At 68.1% G+C, this 26,934-nt stretch carries 27 protein-coding genes, 1 tRNA gene and 2 pseudogenes; 13 read left to right on the top strand and 17 right to left on the bottom strand.

Annotation, left to right across the window (positions count from 1 at the left end):
- Positions 1 to 2 precede the first annotated feature (2 nt).
- Both ON29_RS09260 and ON29_RS09255 read left to right on the top strand, forming a co-directional pair.
- Positions 3 to 518, top strand: a complete 516-nt coding sequence (locus tag ON29_RS09260; protein ID WP_040865743.1) for a gamma carbonic anhydrase family protein — start codon at positions 3 to 5, stop codon at positions 516 to 518.
- 166 nt (positions 519 to 684) lie between these two features.
- Positions 685 to 870 (top strand): hypothetical protein, encoded by a 186-nt coding sequence (locus tag ON29_RS09255; protein ID WP_040865840.1) that lies wholly within the window; start codon positions 685 to 687, stop codon positions 868 to 870.
- Between the two features lie 24 nt (positions 871 to 894).
- Here ON29_RS09255 and ON29_RS09250 read toward each other — a convergent pair whose 3' ends face one another.
- Complete coding sequence (locus tag ON29_RS09250; protein WP_281032520.1) at positions 895 to 1,890, bottom strand: GAF domain-containing protein; 996 nt, start codon at positions 1,888 to 1,890, stop codon at positions 895 to 897.
- Between the two features lie 106 nt (positions 1,891 to 1,996).
- Entirely contained in the window at positions 1,997 to 2,809 is an 813-nt protein-coding gene (locus tag ON29_RS09245; RefSeq protein WP_040865741.1) for an SDR family NAD(P)-dependent oxidoreductase, read from the bottom strand.
- Positions 2,810 to 3,034: 225 nt separating this feature from the next.
- Here ON29_RS09245 and ON29_RS34560 point away from each other — a divergent pair, with 225 nt between their 5' ends.
- The gene (locus ON29_RS34560; protein WP_083863321.1) at positions 3,035 to 3,658 is read left to right on the top strand and encodes a TetR/AcrR family transcriptional regulator; all 624 of its coding nucleotides are present in this window, start codon (positions 3,035 to 3,037) and stop codon (positions 3,656 to 3,658) included.
- 1,170 nt (positions 3,659 to 4,828) lie between these two features.
- Here ON29_RS34560 and ON29_RS37635 read toward each other — a convergent pair.
- Positions 4,829 to 5,443 (bottom strand): annotated as a pseudogene (locus ON29_RS37635) (Eco57I restriction-modification methylase domain-containing protein); the annotation flags it as partial.
- 174 nt (positions 5,444 to 5,617) lie between these two features.
- Here ON29_RS37635 and ON29_RS09225 point away from each other — a divergent pair.
- Positions 5,618 to 6,304: a nitroreductase gene (locus ON29_RS09225; protein ID WP_040865739.1), complete on the top strand. Its 687-nt coding sequence runs from the start codon at positions 5,618 to 5,620 to the stop codon at positions 6,302 to 6,304.
- A gap of 81 nt (positions 6,305 to 6,385) precedes the next feature.
- Here the strand turns inward: ON29_RS09225 and ON29_RS09220 are convergent, their stop codons facing one another.
- From ON29_RS09220 to aceE, 7 genes are all read right to left on the bottom strand, one after another.
- Positions 6,386 to 6,871, bottom strand: coding sequence for a winged helix-turn-helix transcriptional regulator (locus ON29_RS09220; protein WP_040865738.1), 486 nt, complete (start codon positions 6,869 to 6,871; stop codon positions 6,386 to 6,388).
- 188 nt (positions 6,872 to 7,059) lie between these two features.
- Positions 7,060 to 8,493 (bottom strand): acyl-CoA carboxylase subunit beta, encoded by a 1,434-nt coding sequence (locus tag ON29_RS09215; protein WP_040865737.1) that lies wholly within the window; start codon positions 8,491 to 8,493, stop codon positions 7,060 to 7,062.
- Positions 8,494 to 8,615: 122 nt separating this feature from the next.
- Positions 8,616 to 9,866, bottom strand: coding sequence for a KasA/KasB family beta-ketoacyl-ACP synthase (locus ON29_RS09210; RefSeq protein ID WP_040865736.1), 1,251 nt, complete (start codon positions 9,864 to 9,866; stop codon positions 8,616 to 8,618).
- A 10-nt stretch (positions 9,867 to 9,876) separates the two neighbouring features.
- A complete protein-coding gene (gene acpM / locus ON29_RS09205; RefSeq protein ID WP_040865735.1) occupies positions 9,877 to 10,176 on the bottom strand; it encodes a meromycolate extension acyl carrier protein AcpM in 300 nt (99 codons plus the stop codon).
- Positions 10,177 to 10,296: 120 nt separating this feature from the next.
- Complete coding sequence (locus ON29_RS09200) at positions 10,297 to 11,211, bottom strand: ACP S-malonyltransferase (protein ID WP_040865734.1); 915 nt, start codon at positions 11,209 to 11,211, stop codon at positions 10,297 to 10,299.
- Positions 11,212 to 11,339: 128 nt separating this feature from the next.
- Positions 11,340 to 12,674 carry a PucR family transcriptional regulator gene (locus ON29_RS09195; RefSeq protein WP_051175020.1) on the bottom strand — a complete coding sequence of 445 codons (1,335 nt, stop codon included), beginning with the start codon at positions 12,672 to 12,674 and terminating at the stop codon, positions 11,340 to 11,342.
- Positions 12,675 to 12,685: 11 nt separating this feature from the next.
- On the bottom strand, positions 12,686 to 15,484 hold the full coding sequence (aceE, locus tag ON29_RS09190) for a pyruvate dehydrogenase (acetyl-transferring), homodimeric type (RefSeq protein ID WP_217999125.1): 2,799 nt from the start codon (positions 15,482 to 15,484) through the stop codon (positions 12,686 to 12,688).
- A 330-nt stretch (positions 15,485 to 15,814) separates the two neighbouring features.
- Here aceE and ON29_RS09185 point away from each other — a divergent pair, with 330 nt between their 5' ends.
- From ON29_RS09185 to ON29_RS09170, 4 genes and pseudogenes are all read left to right on the top strand, one after another.
- The gene (locus ON29_RS09185) at positions 15,815 to 16,372 is read left to right on the top strand and encodes an Rv2240c family protein (RefSeq protein ID WP_040865732.1); all 558 of its coding nucleotides are present in this window, start codon (positions 15,815 to 15,817) and stop codon (positions 16,370 to 16,372) included.
- 126 nt (positions 16,373 to 16,498) lie between these two features.
- Positions 16,499 to 16,920 (top strand): annotated as a pseudogene (locus ON29_RS09180) (DUF3052 domain-containing protein).
- A 77-nt stretch (positions 16,921 to 16,997) separates the two neighbouring features.
- A complete protein-coding gene (locus ON29_RS09175) occupies positions 16,998 to 17,462 on the top strand; it encodes a peroxiredoxin (protein WP_040865836.1) in 465 nt (154 codons plus the stop codon).
- Between the two features lie 17 nt (positions 17,463 to 17,479).
- Positions 17,480 to 17,551 (top strand) — tRNA-Val (locus ON29_RS09170).
- Positions 17,552 to 17,956: 405 nt separating this feature from the next.
- Here ON29_RS09170 and ON29_RS09165 read toward each other — a convergent pair.
- On the bottom strand, positions 17,957 to 18,253 hold the full coding sequence (locus ON29_RS09165; protein ID WP_245548878.1) for a hypothetical protein: 297 nt from the start codon (positions 18,251 to 18,253) through the stop codon (positions 17,957 to 17,959).
- A 189-nt stretch (positions 18,254 to 18,442) separates the two neighbouring features.
- Between ON29_RS09165 and ON29_RS09160 the strand changes: the two genes are divergently transcribed.
- Positions 18,443 to 19,576 carry an NsdA family TPR-like regulatory protein gene (locus ON29_RS09160; RefSeq protein ID WP_040865730.1) on the top strand — a complete coding sequence of 378 codons (1,134 nt, stop codon included), beginning with the start codon at positions 18,443 to 18,445 and terminating at the stop codon, positions 19,574 to 19,576.
- 132 nt (positions 19,577 to 19,708) lie between these two features.
- Here ON29_RS09160 and ON29_RS36930 read toward each other — a convergent pair whose 3' ends face one another.
- Complete coding sequence (locus ON29_RS36930; RefSeq protein ID WP_245548877.1) at positions 19,709 to 20,182, bottom strand: hypothetical protein; 474 nt, start codon at positions 20,180 to 20,182, stop codon at positions 19,709 to 19,711.
- A gap of 272 nt (positions 20,183 to 20,454) precedes the next feature.
- Between ON29_RS36930 and ON29_RS09150 the strand changes: the two genes are divergently transcribed.
- Positions 20,455 to 20,982: a CAP family protein gene (locus ON29_RS09150; RefSeq protein ID WP_157172712.1), complete on the top strand. Its 528-nt coding sequence runs from the start codon at positions 20,455 to 20,457 to the stop codon at positions 20,980 to 20,982.
- A gap of 310 nt (positions 20,983 to 21,292) precedes the next feature.
- Here the strand turns inward: ON29_RS09150 and ON29_RS09145 are convergent, their stop codons facing one another.
- Positions 21,293 to 21,592: an allene oxide cyclase barrel-like domain-containing protein gene (locus ON29_RS09145; protein ID WP_051175018.1), complete on the bottom strand. Its 300-nt coding sequence runs from the start codon at positions 21,590 to 21,592 to the stop codon at positions 21,293 to 21,295.
- Between the two features lie 333 nt (positions 21,593 to 21,925).
- Complete coding sequence (locus tag ON29_RS09140) at positions 21,926 to 22,402, bottom strand: hypothetical protein (RefSeq protein WP_040865728.1); 477 nt, start codon at positions 22,400 to 22,402, stop codon at positions 21,926 to 21,928.
- 116 nt (positions 22,403 to 22,518) lie between these two features.
- Here ON29_RS09140 and ON29_RS09135 point away from each other — a divergent pair, with 116 nt between their 5' ends.
- Together ON29_RS09135 and ON29_RS09130 are read left to right on the top strand one after the other, a co-directional pair.
- Entirely contained in the window at positions 22,519 to 23,097 is a 579-nt protein-coding gene (locus tag ON29_RS09135; protein ID WP_051175017.1) for a GNAT family N-acetyltransferase, read from the top strand.
- A 92-nt stretch (positions 23,098 to 23,189) separates the two neighbouring features.
- Positions 23,190 to 23,912, top strand: coding sequence for a hypothetical protein (locus ON29_RS09130; RefSeq protein WP_040865727.1), 723 nt, complete (start codon positions 23,190 to 23,192; stop codon positions 23,910 to 23,912).
- Between the two features lie 131 nt (positions 23,913 to 24,043).
- Here ON29_RS09130 and ON29_RS09125 read toward each other — a convergent pair whose 3' ends face one another.
- Positions 24,044 to 24,862: a class I SAM-dependent methyltransferase gene (locus ON29_RS09125; RefSeq protein ID WP_040865726.1), complete on the bottom strand. Its 819-nt coding sequence runs from the start codon at positions 24,860 to 24,862 to the stop codon at positions 24,044 to 24,046.
- 336 nt (positions 24,863 to 25,198) lie between these two features.
- Between ON29_RS09125 and ON29_RS09120 the strand changes: the two genes are divergently transcribed.
- Positions 25,199 to 26,041, top strand: coding sequence for a methyltransferase domain-containing protein (locus ON29_RS09120; RefSeq protein WP_083863320.1), 843 nt, complete (start codon positions 25,199 to 25,201; stop codon positions 26,039 to 26,041).
- 12 nt (positions 26,042 to 26,053) lie between these two features.
- Here the strand turns inward: ON29_RS09120 and ON29_RS09115 are convergent, their stop codons facing one another.
- Both ON29_RS09115 and ON29_RS36365 read right to left on the bottom strand, forming a co-directional pair.
- A complete protein-coding gene (locus ON29_RS09115) occupies positions 26,054 to 26,395 on the bottom strand; it encodes a hypothetical protein (RefSeq protein ID WP_040865725.1) in 342 nt (113 codons plus the stop codon).
- The gene (locus ON29_RS36365) at positions 26,392 to 26,856 is read right to left on the bottom strand and encodes a hypothetical protein (protein WP_169332565.1); all 465 of its coding nucleotides are present in this window, start codon (positions 26,854 to 26,856) and stop codon (positions 26,392 to 26,394) included. Before ON29_RS36365 ends, ON29_RS09115 begins: the two co-directional genes overlap by 4 nt.
- Positions 26,857 to 26,934 lie beyond the last annotated feature (78 nt).

Below are 26,934 nucleotides of genomic sequence, written 5' to 3'. Positions count from 1 at the left end.
CCATGCGGATTCAGCTGGGCGAGCATGCGCCGGAGATCGAGGAGAGCGCGTGGATCGCGCCGAACGCCACCGTGATCGGCCGTGTGCGGCTCGGCGCCGAGGTGAGCGTCTGGTACAGCGCGGTGCTGCGCGGCGACCTGGAGACGATCGAGGTCGGCGCGCGCAGCAATATCCAGGACGGCTGCGTGCTGCACGCCGACCCCGGCTTCCCGCTCACCGTCGGCGCGGGGGTCTCGGTGGGCCACAACGCGATCCTGCACGGCTGCACCATCGGCGACGACGTGCTGGTCGGCATGGGCGCAACCATCCTCAACGGCGCCGTCGTCGGGCCCGGCAGCCTGATCGCGGCCAACGCGCTGATCCCGGAAGGGGCGCGGATTCCGCCCGGTTCCCTCGTGGCGGGAGTGCCCGGCAAGGTGCGCCGGGAGCTCGGCGCCGAGGAGCAAGATCGCATTCGCCTGAATGCGACTGTCTACCTAGCAAATACAGCTCAACATCGCACGGGAAATCAGGTGTGAAACAGGACACATTGATCAAGTGTCCAGTCAAGATCGCTGATAGCATTCAGCCAGCGTGCCCGGCGACCCGGGCTCTCCTGTCGACACGGTTGTCGTGCGACTTGTAGCGCAGTGGTGAACCCACCCGGGTCGGTGGGTGGGCGAGCGTGAGGCAGGAGGTATCACGGTGTCGTACGTGCAGTCGGGTGTGCACGGGCCCAAGGGCCGGATCAGCGTCGCCGACATCGCGGCCCAACCCGGCGGAGTCGAGGCACTCCAGCGCCGGGTTCATGAATTGCGTTCCCGCGGTGTGGATTTCGCCGCGAACGCGATCGAGAAGGAGATGGCCGAGCTGGACCTGCCGTGCCGATGACTCCGTTACCACGGTCACCGCGGTTCACGATTCCGCGGTGACCGTGGCCAGTCCGGCCGTGGTGTGCTGATCCAGTGCCATCAACGCGGCCCGTATCCGTACCGGTTGCCAACCACCGTCGAGCCTGCGCAGACGCACCGTTCCCTCGGTGCGATACCGCGCCAGGTCCCGTGACATGGTCTTCGCGGTCGTCAGATCGTCCGGATGGATCTGCGGCCTCGGCTGCCCCGGCCGGTCCTCCCAGGCGATGTCCGGCATGGGCGCGCCGATCCACCGGATCAGCCGCAACGAGCGCAGATTGACGATCGCGCGGTACTCGCCGGGTTCGGTGGCGGCTTCCAGCAGCGTGTACTCCAGGATCGCGGGCGGCGGCGCCGCGGAAACCGCGGTGGCCGCGCCGATGTCCTGGGTCACGCCGCGCAGCAGCACGTGACACTCGCCGCGGTCATCGGGCTCGGCGACGATCCGGCAGGCGAAATGCGCGGCGCGCAGCGTCTCGTCGTCGCGCCGGACGGTCCATACCGCCTGGTGCTCGGTGCCCGGCGCGGAGTTGACGATCTTGGCCAGCGCTTCGCTCTCGTCGCGGTTGGTCACCAACCGGGTGAACGCGCCCGCGATGGCCACCTCGGCTGCACGGTTCTCCGGCGCGACGCCGTACAGATCCAGCAGGTCGGTACTGCGCACCGAGCGGTTGGTCGTGAGATCGAAGTGCCACGCCCCCATCGGGTCGGCGGCCGTGACCGGCTCCCGCCGCGGGCCCACCCACAGCCGGACGGCATGCGCCCGCCGCGGCGCGATGAGCAGCGGCTCGGCCAGCACCGTGCGCCGCCCGTCGGCGGAGATTTCCGCCACCGGCACACCGGTCGCGCATGCCCGCCCGAGTGCCGTCGCCGCGTCGGCCAGCGACAGCGGATTGCGCACGATGTTGGTCAGCGGCACGAACGACTTCGGCGCGGACCCCACCGCGATCACTCGTCCCGGAGAACCCGAGAAACATTCGACGAGAACCCATTTCGTCACCACTCGGATCCCCGCGCCCTACCGCCGCGCGACCCGTCCGGCTTACCCCGTAGAGTGAAACATGTTCGGCTGGTTGTCATTTCGTCAATCCCCATCCTGACCGCGATCAGGAACGGAATACCATGTCCAGCACCTTCTCGTGGTACGACCCGGCGATTCTTGTGACCAGGTCCACAGCGATGGCGTCCAGTCCGACCAGAATCTTGGCCTCGCCCCGCGCGGTGCCACGCAGGATCGTCCGCGCCGCTGCGGCGGGACTGGTCCGCGCCACGTGCCCTTCGAATCGGCGCACCACCTCCTGCGCGTCGATCCCCGGCGCGACGCTCGCCGACCGGGCGATCCCGGTGAGCACGCCACCGGGGTACACCCCGGTAACCCGCACCGAACCGCCCGCCGCCCGCATGTCCTGGCGCAGCGAGTCGGTGAAACCGCGCACGGCGAACTTCGCCGCGTTGTACGGCGCGTGCCGCGCCACGGCCACCAACCCGAAGGCCGAGGACATGTTGACGACATGCGCGCGATCGGCGGCCAGCAGATGCGGCAGGAAGGCCTTGGTCCCGTTGACCACACCCCAGAAGTCGACGGCCATCACTTGTTCGAAGTCGCTGAACGGCGACTCGAGCACGCTGCCGACGTGCAGGATGCCCGCGTTGTTGAACAGCGCCTCCACCCGGCCGAAGCGCGCGACGGTCCGCTCCGCGTACGCGAGCACGGCCGCGCGGTCGGTGACGTCCACCGTGCTCACCTCCGGCTCCCGTCCGGTGGCCGCGCACAACGCCCCCGTCTCGGCAACAGCCTCCGCCGACTTGTCCGACAGCGCCAGCCATGCCCCCGCACCGGCCAATGCCACCGCCAATTCCCGGCCGATACCGGAGCCCGCGCCGGTGATCGCCACGACTCGATCCGCGAAATACCCCATGGCTCAACCCCTTTCCGCGCCGGCCGAGGGTCCGGGCCGGACGCCGACCACAGGCTAGCCAGTCGCACATGGACACGCGACCTACTCGGCGCGACCGCCCCGTCCGGCGATGCCCGCTCACGCTTCGCTCACTCGGTGAAATAATGGACGTTCCCGTCCGCACCGTCGCGACGCCGCGCCCACCGGCCACGGCCCGGCCGCCGCGCCGAACCCACTGGAGATCCGATGCCAACCATCTCGCCCATGCTGCAACGCATCCTCGAGAAACCGGTCGCCGACGGCGAGAAGCTCCTGGAAAGCGCGCTCTCGGCGTTCCTGGATTTCGGCATCAAGCGGACCAGCATGGGCGAGATCGCCCGCCGCGCGGGGATCAGCCCGGCCACGCTGTACCGGCGCTACGAGTCCAAGAACGATCTGGTCGAGGCGGTCAGCGTGCGGGAGGCGCAGCGCTTCGTCGCCTCGATCGAGAAGCAGGTGCGCACCGTCTCGGGCAACGACGATCAGCTGGTGGAGATCTTCGTGGCGTTCATCGGCGCCATCGCGGGCAACGAACTGCTGCGCAGGCTGCTGCGGACCGAGCCCGACCTGATCCTGCCCCGGCTCACCACCGAGGCGGGACCGATCCTCGCCGTCGGCCGCGACTACCTGGCCGAGAAGCTGCGCGAGCTACGGGATGCCGGTGGCACGCACGACTTCGACGCCGAGCTGGTGGCCGAGATCATGGCCCGGCTGGCGCTGTCGCTCGCTCTCACCCCCGACGGCCTGATCCCGGTCAGCGATCGCGGCGCGGCGCGCGAATTCGCCCGCCGCACCCTGCTGCCGATGGTCGGCGTCCAGGTCAGCGCGTAGTCCGACGCCGAACGCGGCGGCCACCCGCTCGTCCAGCTCTGCCTGCGCCGCGAGATCCGGCACCCGGCCCTCCACGAACTCACGGACCAGATCGATCACACCCGCCGACCGGGTGGCCGCCGGGTCGGGCACCGGCAGCCGCGACACGTACTGGGTGATCCACCGACGCCTGCCCGAGTACAGCCGATTGCCGCAGACCACGTCGTAGAACCGCAACCCGAGCGCCGAATTGGCCACCCCCATCAGCAGATACGCCAAGCGCGTCGCCTCGGCGGGCAGATCGGCCAGATCGGGCAGCGAGATCCAGTAACAGTCGCCGTTGACCACCGCGCCCGAGCCGTCCAGCGCGAAACGCGGCCGGTCGCTGATGTCGGGGAAGACCAGCTTCGGCTCGCGCCATAGGTGCGGCCGCTGCGGGACCCAGATCTCGTACCAGGCGCGACCGCTCTCGGTGACGTAGCGGCGACCGGCCAGCGTCTCCCGATGGGACCGCAGATACGCGGCCGCTGCGGGATATTCGTCGAGATCGATCGGCGTGCGGCGTGCACTGGCCAGGTCGTAGGGATACAGCACGCGAACCTCGCGGGCGCGGGTGGTCCGCCACGGCGCGAGATCGTGGTGGGTGATCAGGTCGAGCAGCAATTCGGACTCCGGACACGGCTCGGCCTGATCCCAGCGGTCGGAGATGAACACGCGGTCGGCGGTCGTCTTGATGCCGACTCGGATGCGCGCCACATCGCCGAAACTGCGCCAAGTGGTCTCCGCTATCCGCGCCAGCCAGGAATCGATCCCGTCGTGCGACATCCGCCACGCGACCTCCGGTTCCCGCGCCACACCCCGGCGGTTCCTTCGTTCCGCCGCGAACTCCGATGGCCCGTCGCCCGTCTCCGCGCCGGTCGAGACACCGTCGCGTCCGCGATCGGCTCCGGCGGTGTCCGGGGACGTCGACTCCCGGGGCTCGGTCGCCAGCTCACCGACCTCGATGACGAAGGTCCGGCCGTTGTACTCGACGATCGAGCCGCCCGGGTCGATCAGCGCCTCGAACAGCGTCTTCGCACCGGGTGTTTCGCCGGTGGCCTCGTAGGCGGAGACGTAGCGGCAGCTGTCGCCGTGCGCGGCGCGGCGCGCGATGGCGATCGCGGGGAGCACGGCGGCGGTGAACAGTTTGGTGTCCCCCAGGTCGTACAGCTCGACCGGAACCAGGTCGGTCACCAGCAGCCGCCGGATGTTCGCGCCTGCCTTGGTGGTCAGGAACCGGTTGGCGCACAACAGGCCGAGCACGCCTCCCGCGGCCAGCAGCCGCGGCAGCGTCGCGACGAACGGATGAGTGAGGTCGATCCGCCCGCGCAGGCCGAACCGCTTGCTCAGCAACTGCGCCGTCGATCCGCCCAGCTGCTGGGTGCGCACATACGGCGGGTTGGTGATCACCGCGTCGAACGAGCCGTCCGCGAGCTGGGCCTCCACCGCGAGGAAGTCGGCCCTGCGCCATTGCGCGGCGATCCCCGCCGCCCGTGCGCGCTCGCGGGCGACCGCGAGTGCTCGGGCATCCAGGTCGTAGCCGACCAGCACCAGGCGGAGGCCGGGAAATCGGGTCGCGACCTCGTGGTGCACGGCGAACAGCAATTCGCCGTCGCCGCAGGCCGGATCGAGCACCCGCAGGACGCCCGCGTCCGAGAACTCGACATGGCGTAGCAGCCGTTGCGCCAGGAACCGGGCCAGCACAGGGGGCGTGTAATGCCTGCCGTGCCGTTTGCGGTCCCGCGCGGCGGGAGCTTCGGACGCCATATCGGGATTCTGCCTCGTCGCGCCGTGCCGATCGCCGTAACTCGGACAACGCGATCGCGGGACCGCGCGCGTCGCGGCCGACTCGCCCGTCCCGGGTGACCGCCCGGCTTTCGCGGCGGAGTGTTCGATGCTAGCGTCTGGTCTCGAATTAAGACTGATAAAGGAGGTGGGGGAATGACAGTGGCGACAGAGGACTTCACGGCGCTGAGCCGGGTGCTCGACGAACGGTGGACCTGCAGGCAATTCCATCCGCAGCCGGTCGAGCGCGACACCATCCATGCCCTGTTGCGGCTGGCCCAGCGGACGCCGTCGTGGTGCAACACCCAACCCTGGCAGGTCGTGGTGACGGAGGGGGCCGGCACGGACCGTTTCCGGAAGGAACTCGTCGAGCACATCGCGACCGCCACGCCCGCACCGGATTTCGAGTTCCCGGCGCAATACACCGGGGCGTACCGGGACCGCAGGCGGGAATGCGGAAAGCAACTCTACGAAAGCGTCGGCATCGCCAAAGGCGATCACGAGAAGACCATGCGCCAGGCCGTGCGGAATTTCGAACTCTTCGACGCGCCGCATGTGGCGATCGTGACCAGCGAAGCCGATCTGGGCATATACGGAGCGGTGGACTGCGGTCTCTACATCGGCAGTTTCCTCTTGGGCGCCCAGAGCCTCGGCCTCGGCGCGGCGCCGCAGGCCGCGCTGGCCACCTACTCCCCCTTCATCCGGGAGTACTTCGGTATCCCGGAGCAGCGCAAGGTCGTCGCCGGAATCTCGTTCGGCTACCCCGACCTCGACCATCCCGTCAACGGCTTCCGCACCACCCGGGCCGAGCCCGGCGAAGTCGCCACCTGGTTCGCCGACTGATGCCGCCGTACGCGGCCTCACCCGGCGAGGTCGCGCCGACGGAGTATGCAGCTGCGCCCGCCGTCGGTCACCGCGCTTTCGCTAGCGCGCGTGACCCGCGGCGGCCTCGCTACCGGTGACGCCCAGCAAACCGGGTCCCGGTTCCGGGGTGACCTCCCGTGCGGTGAGTTCGGTTCCACACGAATCGCATTCGAGCTTGACGTGCGCCTCTCCCGCGCAATCGCGATGGGCGTAGCGCACCGGAGGCCCTTCGGGCGCCATGTGGGTATCGCCCCAATCGCGGATGGCCAGCAGAATCGGGTAGATGTCGTGGCCTTTGGGGGTGAGGCGGTATTCCTCGTGCGCGCCCACGGCGGCCTTCTGTTTGACGAGGATGCCGTTGTCGATCAACCGGTCCAGCCGATCCTGCAGCCTGCTGCGCGAGATCCCCAGTGCGCTCTGGAAAGCGTTGAACCGCCGGATACCGGAGAAGCAGGACTTGAGGATCAGCAGAGTCCAGCGATCACCGAAGATCACGAGCGGGCGCGTGATCGAGCACGGCACGTCGGCCAGTTCTTCGTAGCGCACCTCCCGATGCTACCGACCACCGAGCCACCCTCGCCCCGTGAAACTTCACGACCTCCGCCTGCCCGCACACATACCCCCACCAAGCCACCGAATCGGCACACGCCACCGCTGGTTCGCCGGCCCATTACGCGCGGCCGGGAAACGCGAAGCGGGCCCCGGGAGTGCCGGGGCCCGCTTCGGTGGGTGGATCAGAGCGGGATGTTCTTGTGGTGGCTGGCGCGGGCCGGGGCCGCCGCGAGAGCCGCGGCGATGACGCTGCGGGTCTTCGCCGGGTCGATGACCTGGTCGACCACACCGATCGCGATGGCGCGCTCCACGCCGCCCGCGATGCGCTCGTGTTCGGCGGTGAGCCGCTCGTGCAGCGCTTCGCGCTCCTCCTCCGGCGCGGCCGCCAGGGCCTTCTTGTGCAGGATGCCGACCGCGGCCTTGGCGCCCATGACGGCCACCTCGGAACCGGGCCACGCGTAGACCGCCGTCGCGCCGAGCGAACGGGCGTTCATCGCGATGTAGGCGCCGCCGTAGATCTTGCGGGTGACCAGGGTGACCCGCGGAACGCGCGCCTCGGCGAACGCGTGCAGCAGCTTCGCCCCGCGCCGCACGACGCCTTCCCATTCCTGGCCGACACCGGGCAGGTAACCCGGAACGTCGGTGACCACGATCAGCGGGATGCCGAACGCGTCGCACAGCCGCACGAAACGCGCCGCCTTCTCCGCGCTTTCGGAGTTCAGGCAGCCGCCGAGGCGGATCGGGTTGTTCGCCAGCACGCCGACGGTGCGTCCGCCGAGACGACCGATGCCGGTGACGATGCTGCGGGCGTACAGCCCCTGCAACTCCTCGAACGACGACTCGCCGTCGACGTTGTCGAGCAGCTCGTGGATGATCGGCTTCACGTCGTAGGCGCGCTTGGCCGATTCCGGCAGCATCGCCTTCAGGTCCACGTCGCCGTGCTCGGCCGCGACCAGGTCGAACTCGCCCTGCTCGGCGAACATCGACACCAGGCGGCGCGCGCGGTGCAGCGCGTCGGACTCGTCGTCGGCCACGATGTGGGTGACGCCGGACTTCTTGCCGTGCGTCTCCGGGCCGCCCAGGGTGGCCATGTCCACCTGCTCGCCGGTCACGCTGCGCACCACGTCCGGGCCGGTCACGAAGACGCGGCCTTCCGGAGCCATGATCACGATGTCGGTCAGCGCCGGACCGTAGGCGGCGCCACCGGCGGCGAAGCCGAGCACCACGGAGATCTGCGGAACCAGGCCGGACGCGCGGACCATGGCCTCGAAGACCAGGCCGACCGCGTGCAGCGCCTCGACGCCCTCGGCCAGGCGAGCGCCGCCGGAGTGCCACAGACCGACTACGGGGACACCGGAGTCGATGGCGGTGTCGATGGCGTCGACGATGTGCTTGCAACCCTCCACGCCCATCGCGCCGCCCATGACGGTCGCGTCGGAGCAGTAGGCCACGGTGCGGACGCCGTCCACCTCGCCGATGGCGGCGAGCACGCCGGACTTGTCGCGCGGGTGGAGCGGAAGAATGGTGCCGGGATCGAAGAAGCGCTGGAGTCGACCGAGCGGATCACGCGGGTCGGTCGCAGTCTCTTGATGCAACGCGGGAGCGATGATTGTCATCGCGTGGTCTCCTCACCTCGATGAGTGTGCCGCTGCTGCGGCTGCGTATGTCGAACCACGGCGGGGCCGGGCCAGTTCAGCTGGCCGACCCCGCCGGGATCGTTGTGCAGTCGATCGCGCGGCTATGCCCGACCGAAGGCGAGCGCCACATTGTGCCCACCGAATCCGAAGGAGTTGTTGATCGCGTACTCGATCTCCTGACGACGGGCTTCGCCCCTCACCACATCGAGGTCGATCTCCGGATCCTGGTTCTCCAGGTTCAGCGTCGGCGGAACGATGCCGTCGCGGATACTCATCACCGTCAGCACCGACTCGAGCGCGCCGACGGCGCCGATCGAGTGGCCGAGCGCCGACTTGGGCGCGTACACCGAGGCGTGGCTACCCACGGCCTTGGTGATCGCGTTCGCCTCGGCGGTGTCGCCGATCGGCGTCGCGGTCGCGTGCGCGTTGATGTGCGTGATGTCCTTCTTGGTCAAACCCGCGGACTGCATCGCCCTGGTCATCGCCCGCGCGGCGCCGTCACCCGTGGGATCGGGGGCGACGAGGTGGAAGCCGTCGGAGGTGATGCCCGCGCCGAGCAGGCGCGCGTGGATGGTCGCGCCACGGGCCTTCGCGTGCTCTTCGGTCTCGATGACCATCAGCGCGCCCGCCTCGCCGAAGACGAAGCCGTCGCGATCCTTGTCGAAGGGACGCGACGCGCCCTTCGGATCGTCGTTGCGGGTACTCATGGCGCGCATCATGGTGAACGCCGCGATCGGCACCGCGTCGATGAAGCCTTCGACGCCACCGGTGACGACGATGTCCGCGTCACCCATGACGATCATGCGCCAGGCGTTGGCGATGGCCTCGGAGCCGGACGAGCATGCCGAGACCGGAGTGACCACTCCTGCCCTGGCCTTCAATTCGAGACCGACAACGGCCGAAGGGCCGTTCGGCATGACCATCTGCACAGCCAACGGCGAGATCTTGCGATAGCCGCCGTTCTTCAGCTTGTCCACCGAATCGATGAGGGCGTCGCCGCCTCCCAATCCGGTGCCGATGGCCACACCCAGCCGCTCCGGGTCGACTTCCGGGCTGCCCGCGTTCCGCCAGACCTCGCGACCGAGCACGGTCGCGAGCTGCTCGACATAGGCCATGCGCCGGCATTCGACACGAGACAGCAGGGTGTCGGGCCGGACCTTCAGGTGGCCGCCGATGCGGACCGGAAGATCGTATTCCTCGACGAAGGAATCCTCGAGAACGTCGATGCCGCTCTCGCCGTTGAGGAGTCCCTTCCACGTCGCATCGACGTCACCCGCGATCGACGTGGTCGCCGCAAGGCTGGTTACGACGACGTTGGGGAAATTCCCGTTCAAGGTGGAAGGAGTGGTCACTGTTTCGGCCCTACTCGGCGTCGAACTTGGCCTTGAGCTCGGCCGCCGCGTCAGCGTTCTCGGCCTCGAGCTTCTGGATGTAGGCGACGGCGTCGCCGACCGTCTTCAGGCTGGCGAGATCCTCGTCGGGGATCTTGACGCCGTACTTGTCCTCGGTCTGCACCGCGATCTCGACCATGGACAGCGAGTCGATGTCCAGGTCATCGACGAAGGACTTCTCGACCGTCACCTCGGAGGGCTCGATGCCGGTCACCTCTTCGATGATCTTGCCGAGTTCCTCGACGATTTGTTCCTGGGTCAGAGCGGCCACTTCGTGGCTCCCTTCTTGATACTTTGTAGGGCTCTACTGGTTTTTTTCGGATCGAGCGCGGAAATGGTTACCGCCTCTCGGTCACGACCTCGCATCTGAATGCATGGTCGCGGAGGAAAGCTAGCCGGATACGGTCAGCTCAGCCAACGCGGGGAGGTCTTGCGGGGTCTTCAGGGCCAGCGTGGGCGTGCCCTTCAGCTCCCGTTTCGCGATGCCGACGAGGGTGCCCGCCGGCGGCAGCTCCGCTACTGCCGAGACGCCGGCTTGCCGGACGGTCTCGGTGCACAGGTCCCAGCGAACTGGCCGAGTGACCTGCGCGGCGAGCTTATCTATCGCGTCACGTCCGGAGGCGACAGGCTTGCCGTCGAAATTCGAGAGCAAGGTCCTGATCGGCTCGTTCGGCGTGATCTTCGTTATGGCATCGGTCACAGCATCCTGCGCCGAGGCCATGAACGCCGTGTGGAACGCGCCCGCGACGGGCAGCGCGCGAACCCTGGCCTTCTCCGGGGGGTTCGCGGCGAGCTCGGCGAGAGCGTCCAACCGACCCGCGGCCACGATCTGACCCACCGCGTTGCGGTTGGCCGGGACGAGGTCGAGTTCGGTGAGCCGTTCCAGCACGGCGGCTTCGTCGCCGCCGAGCACCGCGGACATCCCGGTCGGCTCCAGTGCGCACGCCTTGGCCATCTCCGCTCCGCGGATGGCGGCCAGCCGGACCGCGTCGTCGGCGGAGATGACTCCGGCGACCGCGGCGGCGGCGAGTTCACCGACCGAGTGCCCGGCCACGATGGTAGTGGCGGGCAGCTCGTCGGGCGAGATCTCCGTGAACGCGAGCAGCGCCGCGGCGACCACCAGCGGCTGGGTAACGGCCGTGTCGGTGATCTCTTCGGCCGTCGCGGTGGTACCGAGACGGACCAAGTCCAGGCCGGAGGCCTTGGACCATAGTGTCAGGCGCTCAGCCGCGCCGGGGAGGTCGAGCCAAGGCGCGAGCATGCCGGGTGTCTGAGAGCCCTGTCCAGGGGCGAACAACGCGATCACGTCTCTAAGAAAACACTGTGAGGCGGGCCGCACGAGATGTCGACGCGGATGAAGGTTCGGAAGCGCTTTTGTGGGGGTTCCACAAAAGACCACGTGGGCTGTCCGAATCGACCGATTCCGCGGATGCGTTACAAGCCCTCGGGGCTGAACGCGACCGGAGTTACCTCTGGGGCAGGAGACGATGATTCGTTACGGGTTCGTGTCAAACGACCTACTGTGGCGGCGATCCGGAGCACATACGCGTCTCTCGGATTCAGCGGATCACGGCCCGTGATCTCGCCGATGCGCTTGAGGCGATACCGGACCGTATTTGGATGGACGTACAGCTGACGCGCACACGTCTCGACCGCACCGCCGCAATCCAGATAGGCGTCGAGAGTGTCCGCCAGCGACGACCCCGCCGCGGCCAACGGTAGGACAAGGTACTCGTTCAGCGCGTCGATCGCAGCTCGATCACCCAACAAAGCGCGTTCCGGCAGCAATTCCGCCGCGTGCACCGGACGAGGAGCCCCGCGCCAGCCCACCACGGCCTCCATCCCGGCCAGCGCTTCCACCGCACTGGCGTGCGCCGCACCCAACGTGCGGGTGGTCGGTCCGATCACCACCGGGCCGTCGGAGAACACCTCGGCGAGCAGATCGGCCAGGAACGGGGAGACATGCGAGGTCTCCCCCAGGTGCCCGGAGACGACCATCACCAGCCGCGCGCCCTGCACCACCGCGAGCGCGGCCCGCCCGTGCCGCGCCGCGATGGAATGCACCGCCCCCACCGACGACACGCCCTGCTCGCCGGGCGGGGTGCCCACCAGCACCGTCGCCGGTGCGGTGGCGTCCCAGTTCAGCGTGGCGGCCCGGGAGAGCATGTCCGGACCGGTGTCACCGCGCACCACGGCGTCGACGACGAGCGCCTCCAGCCGGGTGTCCCACGCGCCGCGCGACTCGGCGGCGCTGGCGTACACCGAGGCGGCGGCGAACCCGAGCTCGCGCCCGTACCGCAGCACCGCCTCGGTCAAGGCGACCAGCTGCCGGTCGTTGCGCGCGAGCGCGGGCAGCCACTGCTCGAAGAACTCCATGGCGACGCGCACCATGTCCACGGTCTGGCGCAGCGTCAACCGCCGCGCGAGATCCTGCGGAATGACCTGGAAGGCGTCCAGGCTGAACCGGATGTCGCTGTCCGGGTCCTGGAGCCATTCCAGGAAGTTCACCACCGCGGTCTGCACCAGCATCTGCACGCCGGCCCGCTGCGCGGCGTCCAGATCGGCGAAGAACGGCAACCGATCCTGCATCGACCCCACCGCCTCGGTGGAGAGGCGGCCGGAGAACTGCTTCACGCGTTTGAGCAGCGTGTCCGGAAGGGGGTCGCGGGTCTGCCGGTTCGGGGAGAGCGCGCCCGTCGGCAGATACACCTCGTGCTCGGAAGAGCCTTCGGAGATCCGTCGCGGCCGCGGCGGTTTACGGTCCACCATCCAATATTCCGCTACGCGAGGTCTTCGTCCGAACTCACCACTGCCTTCGGCGCGGCGTCCACGTCGGCGATCCCGTACTTCGCCGCCGCTTCCACGGCCTTGGCCGGGTCGAGCTTGCCGGTGCGGCCGAGCCCGGCCAGCGCCGCGACCACGATGGACTGCGCGTCGACGTTGAACACCCGTCGCGCGGCCGGGCGGGTGTCGGAGAAGCCGAACCCGTCCGTGCCGAGCGTGGTGAAGTCGCCGGGCACCCACTTGCGAACCTGATCGGGCACCGCGCGCATCCAGTCGGTGGCCGCGACGTACGGGCCCTCGGCGCGCGAGAGCGCCTCGGTGACGTACGGGAGGCCGGGATCGCTGCCCGGATCGCGCAGTGCGGCGATCTCCTTGTCGAGCGCATCCTTGCGGAGTTCGCCCCAGGAGGTCACCGACCATACGTCCGCCTGCACGCCCCACTCCTGCGCGAGCAGCGCCTGCGCGCGCAAGCCGTCCGGCACGGTGACGCCGGAGACCAGGATCTGGGCGCGCACCTGGCCCTCGCCTCCGCGCTTGTACAGGTAGACGCCCTTGAGCAGACCTTCGACGTCGAGGCCTTCCGGCTCGGCAGGCTGCGGGTACGGCTCGTTGTAGAGGGTGATGTAGTAGAAGATGTCCTCGCCGCCGAACTCGCCCGCGCTGCCGTGCGGATGGGTGCCGGGCAGCGGCGCGGCACCCTTCGGCGCCGCGCCACCGCCGTACATCCGGCGCAGGCCGTCGCGCACGATGTGGGCGATCTCGAACGCGAACGCCGGGTCGTAGGTCACCACGGCCGGGTTGGTCGAGGCGAGCAGCAGCGAGTGCCCGTCGTTGTGCTGGAGGCCCTCACCGGTCAGCGTGGTGCGCCCGGCGGTCGCCCCGAGCACGAAGCCGCGGGCGAGCTGGTCGGCCGCCGCCCACAGGCCGTCGCCGGTGCGCTGGAAGCCGAACATCGAGTAGAAGATGTACAGCGGGATCATCGGCTCGCCGTGCGTGGCGTACGAGGTGCCCGCCGCGGTGAACGAGGCCGTCGACCCCGCCTCGTTGATGCCCTCGTGCAGGATCTGCCCGACGGTGCTCTCTTTGTAGGCAAGCATCAATTCCGCGTCGACCGATGTGTACAACTGGCCGTTGCGGTTGTAGATCTTCAACGAAGGGAACCACGAGTCCATCCCGAAGGTCCTGGCCTCGTCGGGGATGATCGGCACGATCCGCTTGCCGATCTCCTTGTCCCGCAGCAGCTCCTTCATCAGCCGCACCAGGGCCATCGTGGTGGCGACGTTCTGCTTGCCCGAACCCTTGCGCACCGAGCGGTAGGCCTCGTCACCGGGCAGCTTCAGCGGCTTGGCCGCGGCGCGCCGCTCGGGCAGGAACCCGCCGAGCGCCTTGCGCCGGTCGAGCATGTACTGGACCTCGCGAGCCTCCATACCGGGGTGGTAGTACGGGGGCAGGTACGGATCCTTCTCCAGCTCGGCATCGCTGATCGGGATTCGCTGCAGGTCGCGGAAGTCCTTGAGGTCCTGCAGGGTCAGCTTCTTCATCTGGTGCGTGGCGTTGCGGCCCTCGAAGTGCTTGCCGAGGGTGTAACCCTTGATGGTCTTGGCCAGGATCACCGTCGGCTGGCCCTTGTGCGCCATCGCCGCCGCGTAGGCCGCGTACACCTTGCGGTAGTCGTGGCCACCGCGCTTGAGGTTCCAGATCTCCTGGTCGGACAGGTCCTGCACCAGCGCCTTCGTGCGCGGGTCGCGGCCGAAGAAGTGGTCGCGCACGTAGGCGCCGTCGTTGGCCTTGTAGGTCTGGTAGTCGCCGTCGGGGGTGCTGTTCATCAGGTTCACCAGCGCCCCGTCGCGGTCGGCGCCGAGCAGCGCGTCCCACTCGCGGCCCCAGATCACCTTGATGACGTTCCAGCCCGCGCCGCGGAAGAACGACTCCAGCTCCTGGATGATCTTGCCGTTGCCGCGCACCGGCCCGTCCAGGCGCTGCAGGTTGCAGTTGACGACGAAGGTCAGGTTGTCCAGACCCTCCATGGCCGCGACGTGCGCGAGACCGCGCGACTCCGGCTCGTCCATCTCGCCGTCGCCGAGGAACGCCCATACGTGCTGGTCGGAGGTGTCCTTGATCCCGCGATCGTTCAGGTAGTGATTGAAGCGCGCCTGGTAGATGGCGTTCATCGGGCCCAGGCCCATGGACACCGTCGGGAACTCCCAGAAGTTGTTGAGCAGCCGCGGGTGCGGATAGGACGGCAGCCCGTGGCCGGGACCGCCGTGGCTGTACTCCTGCCGGAACCCGTCGAGCTGATCGGCCGACAGCCTGCCCTCCAGGAACGCGCGGGCGTAGATGCCCGGCGAGGCGTGACCCTGGATGAAGATCGAGTCACCACCGCTGGGATGGTCCTTGCCGCGGAAGAAGTGGTTGAAGCCGACCTCGTAGAGCGCCGCCGAGGACGCGTAGGTCGAGATGTGGCCGCCCACGCCGATGCCGGGGCGCTGGGCGCGATGCACCATGATCGCGGCGTTCCAGCGGATCCAGGCGCGGAAGCGCCGCTCCACCTCCTCGTCGCCGGGGAACCACGGCTCGTTCTCGGTGGGAATGGTGTTGACGTAGTCGGTGGAGGTCAACGACGGGATGGCGACACGACGTTCACCGGCCCGCTCCAGCAAGCGGAGCATGAGGTAACGCGCCCGGCCGGGGCCCTCCCGGTCGAGCATCTCATCGAACGACTCGAGCCATTCGCTGGTTTCCTCCGGGTCGATGTCCGGTAGGTAGGACGCCACCCCTTCGCGGATCACCCGCACCCGGCCGCCCGGCTGCGGCGCGTGCGACCCGTTGGGATCGCCGCTCGCGGCGGGCGCGGGGGCGGAGCTGTTTCCGGCGGATTTCGCCGGTGCGGAAGAGTGGATCAGGTCGGTCAAATCTGCTCCTCGTACAGGGGTGGACATGCTGATGGCGTCGGTATCCCCGGGCGGGTTCGCTGGTTGGCGGACCGCCCGTTTACGAAAGGTTCGGGCGCACCATCCATCCTTGCCGATGGCGCGTCCCAAATCATCATGTCAGCCGGAAATCCAGTACCGTTCGACAGGCAAGGTGAGCATGAGAGCGTGGCAGCCCTGAGGAGCGGGAGGACGATGAAGCTGCTGAACCCACGCGGGTTCGGAATGGTGTGCGCCACGGGCGCGGTCGCTATCGGGGTGGTCGTCGCGGGATGCGCCAACCGGGTGGACGGCGTGGCCGGTCCGAACGCGAGCGATCTGGCGGCGTACAAGACCGAGGCGGCGTCCTCGTCGGCGGCGGCGACATCCTCCCGGCGCGCGGCGGCCCAGGGCAAGGCCATCGCCGACAACTGCGGTCAGTTCCCCACCACCACCGGAGCGGGCGTAAGCAAGTACAACGACTTCGTCGACGCGCACGATGCGAACGCGCCCGACTACGACGCCAAGCGCGACTCGGCGGTGCAGACCCTGGAGGACGCCGCCAACAAGGTGGAAAGCGGCGTGAACTCCGCCAGGGACGCGCTGCCCGTGGACTTGGCCGGCCTGCTGACCGAGTACGTGAACGCGGCACGCGCGCTGGCCGCCGAGACGCGCAAGATGACCTACACCGCCCCCGTCGCGGCACTCAACGACGCCAGCAGGCGGGTCAACGACGCGCGCAACGCCGTCCGCGACTCGTGTCCGAAGCGCTGAGAAAGCCCTTGACACACCCTCGCAACGCGACATTCGGCAGCTATTTCGCCGGATCGGCTTGCGCTGAAGCCCATAACCATGTTCGCTTGCAACTATCCATTGTCGGGAGTTGAGGAGGACACCACCGTGGTCGCCGCGGCGGACGCGCAGAACTACGCTCAGAAGCTTGGCATTACACACGGCTTGGTTGTCCAGGAATTGGGCTGGGACGAGGACGTCGACGACGACCTGAGAGCCGACGTCGAGGAAGCGATCGGCGGCGAACTCGTCGACGAGGACTCCGACGAGGTGATCGACGTCGTGCTGCTGTGGTGGCGCGACGGGGACGGGGATCTGGTCGACGCCTTGATGGACGCCATCGCCCCCTCGCCGACGAGGGTTTCGTGTGGGTGCTCACCCCCAAGACCGGACAGCCGGGCCACGTCGAGCCGAGCGAAATCGCCGAATCCGCACCGACCGCAGGTCTGACCCAGACCTCGGCGATCAGCCTCGGCTCATGGACGGGTAGCAGGCTGGTACAGCCCAAGGCGCCCTCGAAGCAGCGCTGAGCCACCGCGCTATGGTTTCCACCAGGGCGGTGTCGCACGCCCGCCCGGTGGAGACCCGACACGATGGAGGATTCGCTATGCCGCTCGAGGTTGGCACTGTCGCGCCGGACTTCACGCTGAAGGACCAGAACAACCAAGAAGTCAGCCTGTCGGACTTCCGCGGGAAGAAGAACGTCCTCATCGTCTTCTACCCGCTCGCCTTCACCGGGATCTGCCAGGGCGAGTTGTGCAAGGTCCGCGACGAGCTGCCCAAGTTCCAGAACGACAACGCCGAGATCGTGGCGATCTCGGTCGGCCCGCCGCCCACGCACAAGATCTGGGCCGCCGAACAGGGCTACACCTTCCCGCTGCTGTCGGATTTCTGGCCGCACGGCGCGGTGGCCCAGGCCTACGGCGTCTTCAACGAGAAGTCCGGCTACCCCAACCGCGGCACGTTCGTCGTCGACCGCGAGGGCTTCATCCGCTTCGCCGAGATGAACGGCCCCGGGGAGCCCCGTGACCAGGCGGCTTGGGAGAAAGCGCTCGCCGCGCTAGATTCATAAGCCGCCGGTAACGGTCCGGGCGTATAGCTCAGCGGTAGAGCACTGGTTTTACACACCAGCGGTCGGGGGTTCGATCCCCTCTGCGCCCACAAATCAGCCCACTTAGATGGGCTGTTGGCCGGCCTTCGATTTGCCCCACACCGGTTTCGTGGGGCAAACGTGGGTCAGACACATACAAGTGTGGGGCGGGTCCTTGTCCATCAGTCAACAGCTATGGCGCTCTCGGCGGAACCTTCCGTTGCAGCCGACCCACCCCGACGTGTCAATCTCCGCTTATACGGTGCGGGTGGCAAGGAGATACCGCGCGATCGTGTCGGCGGCGAGTCCGGCCTGATTGGCTTTCATCAAAACCTCCACAACGTCGCTGACCGGCGCGCCATCCACGTCGACCACCGCAGGCAGTTAGTCGTCGTAGTCGGATGGCCAGAAGATCATGACGAACACCACCGCCAAGGGGACGGCGATCACAAACACCAGGCCGATCTGAGCCCAGCTCATCGGCGCACCCCGCCGACGACCGCCCACCGGCCGAAGGATGCACGGGGCGCGGCGCATTCGACATCGACCACGGCCATGAGCCGATCCAAGGTCACCGCGTCGACGTGCGCCGAAGACGGCAGCAACACCACGTCGGTACCGCAGGCCGTGACCTGTTCGACCAGTCCCAGTAGCGAACCGGTGTCGGCCCAGTGCAGTGTGTAGCCCAATCGCCGCGCCAGGCGCCGCACCTGGGCCGCGTCCCATTCCGGTGTCGGCGAACACGGATCTATCCAGCCGATCGCGTCCAACACAATGCCTCCCCTGCTGCTCCGGTGGATGGTGCGCACCCGCCGCCGGGGACCGAGTCGACCCGGCGGCGGGGCGTGAAAATGGACGTTAGGCAGGCATTTTGGGTGCTGGAGCGTTTACGGTGGTTGCAGGGTGTCTGCAAGGTGTTCGCAATGCGCAATCGGTCGCCACGGTCAGGAAAGGTGTGCAGGATGAACGACGCGCCCGTACTGGGTCCGGCGCTGCGCGCTGCTCGAGAGGCGGCGGGCGTCGGGCTGCGGGAATTCGCCCGGCGAACACACTGGAGCGCCGCCTACCTGAGCCAAATCGAGCGCGGGCTACGACCGCTTAGCGACGAGATACGGCAGGCGTACGCGGCGGCGCTGGGCACCGACCCCGAGGCTTTGATGCCGCTGCCAGGTGATCCGTTGCGCATCGCGCATGAGTGGCTGTTGAGCGACCCGCCCCCGGTTGAGCACATGGCGTCTGGGAGGCGGGTCGGGTCGGGCTTGGCGGACGAGATGGAGCGGCGCGTGGTGAAGCTGCGCCGACTGGACGACGTGGTGGGCGGGACGACATTGCACCCGGTCGTGCGGTGCGATCTGGACGCCGCGCGGGTCGTGGTGCGCGACGGCTCACACGCACCCAACACGCGGCGCCGGTTGTTGCGGGTGGTCGGTGAGCTGTCACAGCTGGGCGGGTGGGTCTACGCCGACGCCGGGCATTACCGGCAGGCGCAACGCGTTTACCTGGACGGTGTGACGGCAGCGACCGAGGCCGGAGACAGACCACTTGCAGGGCAACTGCTTTCGACGCTGAGCTACCAACTCGCCAACGTCGGCGCCCCGAACGACGCCGCCCTGCTCGCCCGCACGGCGCTGCGCGGTGCCACCGATGCGCCGCCCATCGTGCGGGCGTTACTCGGTGAGCGCGTCGCGTGGGCGTCAGCGAAGGCCGGGGACGCCGACAACGCGCGTCGCGCGCTCGATGCAGTGGACGACGACTACGACCGTCGGCGACCTGGGGACTGTGAGCCGGACTGGACATATTGGCTCGACCGCGACGAAATCGACGTGATGCGCGCCCGCTGTGCCGTGCAACTCGGCGACATCGCCGAGGCCGAGACGCTGTTGTCGCCCGTGATCGAGCGGTACCCCGCCGACAGACAGCGAGAGGCGGCGCTGTACCGGTCGTGGCTGGCCGAGGCGTACGCCCGCAACGGGCAAGACGATGCCGCGCGCCGGACGTTGGACCGCGTGCGGGCCGATGCGGCCGCGCTGGGCTCGGTGCGGCTGAAACAGCGGGTAGCTGAGGTTGAAGCCACCCTCACCCAGCGCCGCGTTTGAAGGGCAGCGGTTGACGTGCCGAATAAACGGCAGGTCAGGCGTTGACGGGCACCGTGCCCGGCCGACTCCACGGCTGGGCACGCTGCACCGACGGCAGCTGGGTCGGCTTGGGTCGAACTTCTGGCCGCACGGTCACGCCGACCGCCACGGCAGGAGCCGACGAACCGCCTTTCGGCCCGAGGTGATGTGCGGGGGTTGCGACATCAGGGAATCCTTGCCCCGAATACACCACCCGAACGCCACCCACAGGTCGTCGTCATCGGTGATCACATACTCCTCGGCGCCCCCGAGAATGATCGCCTCGACCGCCGCGGCCGCCTGGGACGGCTTGTCCTCGAATTGGATTTCGTAGTCGGCGATGGCGCGGACGCACCAGCCCGTTTCGATGCGCACCGCGGCATCGCCCATATCCACCAGTTTGATGTGTGGATTGACCCCGCGCGCTTCGGCTTCCGTGGACGAGGAGCCGCTGGAGAGCACCAGGGCGCCGGGATTCGAAAAGGTCTGGATGGCGTAACGCTCGGCGATGGCAAACACCTCCGAGCAGAACATCTCCCATTCGGTCCCACTCACCCCGGCCTCCCCAGCCAAAACCCGCCCCAGCACATCGGAATACCACCTCAGATGCGCACCCCCGTTGAGATCGATTGCCGCCCCAGGATAGGCGTGCCTGCGGACGAAGGGCCAGGGGAACGGTTAGGGGATGGACAGCCGAGTTGTAGACCGGCTGTAGACGGGGGTCCGGAAACATCCACTAGAAATCACGCCCACAGCGACCCGGTAAGCTCGCCGTATCCCGAAACACCCACGGCCTGTGGGGGTTCCAGGGTTTGCGTGGTTCGCTTCTGTTGTGTCCTGCTCTGCCTCGGGAGGTTGTCGTGCGCTTTGGTCGTTTGATATCGGTTGTTGCCGCGGTGATGCTCGCCGCGCTCGTCGTCGGCGGAGGCCCCGCCGCCGGACAGAGCGATTACGCGCAGACCGGGCTCACCCTGCACAACAAGTACCGGGCCAAGCACGGTTCCCCGGCCATGACCTTGACCCAGAACCTGAACAACCTGGCCGACCAATGCGCGAAGTACTACGCCCAAAAGAACACGATCGATCACAGCTGCCCCTACAAGAACGGCGCCGGGGAGAACCTTGTCGGGGGAGCGGGCAGCTGGGACGGTGTCTCCTTTGTCCAGATGGGCACGCAGATGTGGTACGACGAGATCAAGAATTACGACTTCAACAATCCCGGGTTCAGCATGTCAACGGGCCATTTCACGCAGTTGGTGTGGAAGGCCAGCACCCGACTCGGTATCGGGTACGCCTCGCAGAACGGCTACACTGTCGTCGTCGCTCTCTACAACCCACCCGGCAACGTGGAGGGGCAGTTCCCTCAGAACGTGGCGCGTCCGCGCTGAGCCGGGCCAGATCGGCGGCGATCCCCTCGGCCATAGCGTGACTTCTCGCGTGGATGTCCCCAGCCCCCTTGGACACGAAAAGCCCGGCCGAGACTTCGGCCGGGCTTCTGTCGGTTGGTCGGATTACCCGGCGGGCGGGATGTAGGCGAGCAGCTCGTAGACGCGGCCGTAACCACCGCCCTCGACCGGGCCGACGTTGACCAGCTGATCGCAGCGACCATCGGCCTGCGGTCGACCCAGTACAGCGACTGCCCCTGGCCGGGCAACCCACGGATCAGCCGGACAATTCGAGGCCGGGATCCGGTCGATGTCAGGTGAGGTGGAGGGTCAGTTGGGTTCGGTCCGCCGCGAAGACCTCGACATGGATGTAACCCCGGGCCGCCGTGTACTTGCCGGTGCCCCCGGTGATCGCGATGTCGTAGGCGCGCGCGCCGGGCGTGCGGGGATCGGTCACCGTGCCCTTGGTGGTGATCCGGCCCTCGGGGAGGGACAACGCGCCGTCACACCGCATCTGCACCGAAGCGTTTTCGGCGATGGACACGACCGTACAAACCCCCGAGCCGCGGCCGAACCCGGCGTCGTCGCGCCGGAGGTCGTCGATGTGAGTCACCTGATCGCCCGGTCCGAGTCGCTTGTCGCCATCCCGGTCGAAAAAACGAGGAACTCGTCTCGAACGCGGTCAACTCGATCACCTCGGCGGCCGCCGATGCCGCCGCCGGGCCGGTGACCACCGCAGCCGCGACCACGGCGATCGCCCCGCCCTGAATCCTGTTCGCCACTCGCAGACCTCCCGGTGCGGTTCGGTTTGAAGCGGTACAGCCGCACAAGATATCCGGCGCCCGCCGCCCCGGGCCGCCACCGCGGCATGTGACGGCGTTTCTCGGCTCACCCGGCCTCGCGAGACCACCGTGCGGCAGGATCGGCGGGTGCGCCCGGCGCCGTCTCAGTCCACTCTGATGGGGCTGCCGCCCTCGAAGGACGAGCCGTAGTGGATTTCGCCGATCCTGATCGGCTTCGCGGGATCTCCATAGGTATGCCCGGCGGTCACTTTCAGGCGCGAGGAGCGGGCAAGCCCACCCAACTGCCGATGTCCCGGAAAGTAGAGAGCGACCCGGTCTTGCAACTCTTCGACGGGCCCCACGTCGTGGGTATGGGTGTACAGGATGCCGAGCGGGCACCCCCAGTGCGGCCAACCCTCGGTACCTGCCGATATCCAGCCGGCGTGGGTGTCGTCCGAATCGATGAAGAGCTCCCAGTGGTGAACGCCGGGCAGCCGCGGCACATAGTGCGAAGCGATCCAGACCACCAGGTCGGAGATCGTGGACGTGGCCGGGAACATCCAGCGTTGGCCGTGCGGGAGCGCGTCGTCGCCGGCGTTCAGCGACCCACGATCGAGGAGCACTTCCACCCAGCCCGACACGAACCGAATACTTCCAAAGGCAGGCGGCGATGCGGAACAGGCGCGCCGCGCGTTCGCGGCTCGTTCGGCGCGTTCATTGCCATGATCGCAGGCAGCGGGGTCGGTATCGTCGCGATATGCCCGCGTTGATCGCTCCGACGGCACGTCTGCATACGGCCTGGCTCGAGGCGCACGAGGAGTGGGGGCCCGGCCCGCATGAGGACGGTTTCGGATTGCGGCCGTCCGACGAGGTGAAATCGCCGACGGGTTTCGCGGCCTGGGTGGCTCGGCTGGACCACGAATCCGGTCGGGCGGTGGACGAGACGGGCCGGGCGCGGTGCACCTACCGATGGATCGTCGAGGGTGACCGAGTGCTCGGCGGGATCGCTCTGCGGCATGGCTTCGACGACTTCGTGCGGTGGGCCGGTCACATCGGCTACGGCATCCGGCCGTCCGCGCGGCGGCGCGGGCTGGCCACCTGGGCTCTGGGCCGGATGCTCGACGAGGCGCGGAGACTCGGCATGGATCGCGTGTTGATCGTCTGCGCGGCCGACAACATCGCCTCGGCGAAGACCATCGAGCGCCGAGGCGGCGTTCTCGAGCGCATCGTGGATACCCAACTCGGTCCGGCACGGCGTTATTGGGTCGATATCGGCGCTCGTGACCAGAGGGCCGCCCGCCATGGACAACAGACAACGGCCACACCGGGGCTGTGAGGAACACCCCTCGGCCGGGTCGAAATTTTCCAGCCCTCCCTGCTGCGGTCGTAAAATAGTCGGCACGAGTCCACTCCTCGAGGAGGTCGGCGATGACCGACAGCCCACGATCGATTGCCGCGACCGACAAGGCGCTCCCTTCGGGTACGGATGAGGAGCGATTCTCCGGCTACGGGGTGATGGGCATGCCGTTCGCCAGCGGTCACTACCTGGCGCTGCGGCACTTCCCTGCGAGCTCGGTCGGCGCGGGGTACGACGCGGTGTGGCATCGTGACCCCGACGGCAAATGGGTGATCCACAGCAGTGTCTCCCCGGCCACCAGCTGCGCCCGCTATTTCGGAGCAGCACTCGAAGACGCGCGAACCGAAGACATCTCGGTCGATTGGACCGGCCCCGCCACCTTCACCGTGCGGGTGGACGACAAGATCGTGTGGGATCTCCAGCTGGGACGATCGCTGGCGACAGCCGCGATGACGGGTCTCGGCCGCATGATGCCCGCCGCTCTGTGGCGACGTCCTGCCGTCTTGTCGCTGATGTCGCGGGCTGCGGGACCGGCGCTGGGCGTGGGGCGGGTACAGCTCAGCGGTACTTCGCCGAACGGTCAATTGTTCCGGGCCAACCCCCGGATGCTGTGGACCGTCGAAAACAGCACTGCCCGGATCGATGGAATAGATATCGGTCCTCCGGGACCGCTGGTCGAGCAGGCCAAACTCGGTGACTTCTGGCTGCCGCAACGCGGAATGTTCGCCGTGGGCGAGTCCTATTTCGAACAATACGATCCGACGCGCCATCACCCGGCCCACCCCCGTGCATGACGGACGCGCCGGTTCGGCTGCTCAAAGGTTTCGCCAGGCCGCCAGACACCGGCGGTCGGCGCATCGCGCCGACGCTCGGGTAGACCTCAGCGTTCCGGGCGCGGACGCCGAACGAATAGCCCGTGGCGCAGTCAGCCCGCTCGGCGTCCGGTGACCAACAGGTACTCCCACTCCATCCGCCCGTCGCCCAGGTCGTGCTCGGCCGCGAGTTCCGCGAGAGCCCGGTCCAACTGCGCGATCTTGTCGGATTGCCCCGCGATGGCCTTGTACACCGCGACCGTCGGTCCGTAGTACGTCTTGAAGAAGTCGCGGAATTCGGCGGCGTCGGCGAAACGGTCGATGGCCGCGTTCTCCCGGCGTAGCTCCAGGTCGGTGACGCGATCGCCGAGCAGCGACCGGACATGCGCTTCGTCGCCCCACAGCGGGGGCGGCTGCGCGCCGGGCGGGGGCGGCGGAGCGAACGGTTTCATCGTGGCGAACATCTGCCCGATGAATCCGGAGGGCGTCCAGTTGATCAGCCCGATCGTGCCGCCCGGTTTGGCCACACGCACCAGTTCATCCGCGGCCGCCTGGTGGAACGGCGCGAACATGACACCGACGCAGGAGATCACCGCGTCGAACTCGGCATCGGAGAAAGGCAATGCCTCGGCATCGGCTTCCTGCCACTGGAGGTCGACGCCCCGTTCGGCGGCGATGCGCCGACCCGCCTCGAACAATTCCGGTGTGAGGTCGCTCGCCACCACATTCGCACCGGCCTCGGCAGCCGGGATCGCGGCGTTCCCGGACCCGGCCGCGACGTCCAGCACCCGTTGACCCGGGCCGATACGGCAGACCTCCACGAGACGACGGCCCAGCCCGGGGATGACTTCGGTGGCGATGGACGAATAGTCGCCCAGTGCCCACATCGCGCGATGCCGCCGCTTGAGATCAGCGGAGCCGGATTCGGTCATCTGACGCTCCTCTGTAGTCGGGCTCGTGAACGCTGCCGAAATGGTTATCGGAATCTTGCGCGCCTGCCACGATCGCTCTCGCTGACGGTGGGCGAGTGCGTTCTCACGAGTCAGCGCGGCTCATCGAAACCGTGAGCCGAGCGAGTGTTACCCGGTAAAGGTCGCAACAAACGGAGCCACCTGCCGCGACAGGTCAGCTACTGCCCGTCGAGTCGCTGTCGGCAGAGTTCGTTCGGCCCGTTGGAAGCTATCCGGCCCGGTCGAGGCCACGGCAGCCGCCGGGCGACGTGAAGGACGTGTTGCCACCTGCCGGGGTGCCGGGATTACTGTCGGGATATGCCGAGCGAGCCCGCGCCCTCCATCCCCTCATTCCACGTGAACGCGATTCCCGACGCTTCGCGCCCTACTACCGACGACCCGATGGCGGCGCTTGTCGGCATCCTGGATCTCCAGGCGGCGCTGCCGGGTATTCGGCGTATGCGCGCGTGGGCGCACGAGGTTTTGGCCGTCCAACCCGGCGAGCGCGCGCTGGATATCGGCGCCGGAACAGGTAGCGAGGTGATCGAACTGGCCCGTCGAGTCGGGCCGGGCGGCGAAGCGGTCGGCGTCGACCCGAATCCCGCGATGCTCGCGATCGCTCGTGGGCGCGCCGAGACGGCGGACTCTCGGGCCCGTTTCGTCGAAGGCACCGCCTACCATCTGCCGTTCCCGGACGATTCCTTCGATGCGGTGCGCTGCGAGCGCGTCTACCAGCACCTCGACGACCCGGCCGCCGCCACCGCCGAGATCGCGCGGGTCCTGCGGCCGGGCGGGCGCGTGCTGCTCATCGACAGCGACTGGCACACGGCCATCGCGCATCCCGGCGACGACGATGTGATGGCCCGCCTGTCCACGTCGCTGCTCGCGACCACCCCGAATCCGAAGTCGGGCCGAAGCCTGCGCGGCCTGCTCACCGCCGCCGGTTTCGCGATCGACGACATCGGATCGGAAGCGGTGATCTGGGACCCACAGACCATCCGCCCTCTCTTCGCCCAGATGACCGAGCGCGCCCGCGCCGACGGCGTGATCACCGAGCAGGAACGCGACGACTTGGCCGCCACCATGGAGGCAGGCATCGCCAAAGGCGACTACCACCTCTCGGTCACCATGTTCGCCGTGCTCGGCCACCGAGGAGATTGAGCCGCCCGGCAATCACCGTTGCCGCCCCGCATCCGGCCGGATACGCCCGGCCTCCACGAGGACCCGCCACGCAGCCGTCTTACGCGGACACTCCCCCACGCGACAAGTACGGTGCCGCTGCATGGTCATCTGCGCTTCCCCCACCCCCATCGCGTGATCGGGAGCGTCATGCGGGAAACCCATCGGCCAATCCGGCGTGTCCATGTCTCCGCGCTCTCGTTCCACTCGCCGGGTGATCTCGTCCACGCTGCGCCCCTCCGGCAACCGAACAGGCCACAGCCATAAGGTCATGCCGACCAGCGAGGTGAGCAGCAACGCACCGATCGCGACCGCCACCAGTTGCCACCCGGTCACGGCAACCTCCGGTACGGGTGATCGATGGGCAGCAGCGACGGCCACCGATACCCGCGCGGATACGTCTGCTCGGGAGTGATCAGGTCGCATAGTTCGGTGACCGCCCGGGCGAACGGCTCGACATGAGCCAGCCCCGGCACGATCACCGCGACCGCATCCGCCACCCGGATATGCTCGACCGCCAGCAGAGCCGTCGTCCGCGCCGCCGTAGCGAAGACGATCAGCTCCACCACGAAATACCCACGCGCAGCGGCTAGTTGGCGGATCAGCCACTCATCGGGTTGCTCGTCCGCACCGGAAACCTCGCGCCGAATGAAGCCCAGCGCGTTCGGCCCCAGAGACTCTGTGCCACAGCAGTTCTCTCCATACATCCCCTGAACTCCCCTGATCGACCTATCGGTGGGCACCAGCCGCCAGGGACGCATGAAGAGCATCGGACCTGACGGTGGGCTGCGCAGCACGCTAGGTAGCCACGGAGGTGTCGCCGGGTACGGTTCGTACCCGATACTGTCCAGTGGACATCGGATTCATCCCTCTGC

It is taken from the genome of Nocardia exalbida NBRC 100660 (assembly GCF_000308575.1).
Taxonomy (GTDB): Bacteria; Actinomycetota; Actinomycetes; order Mycobacteriales; family Mycobacteriaceae; genus Nocardia; species Nocardia exalbida.
The sequence above is the reverse complement of the archived record's forward strand: the minus strand, read 5'-3'. Positions and strand labels throughout refer to the sequence as shown.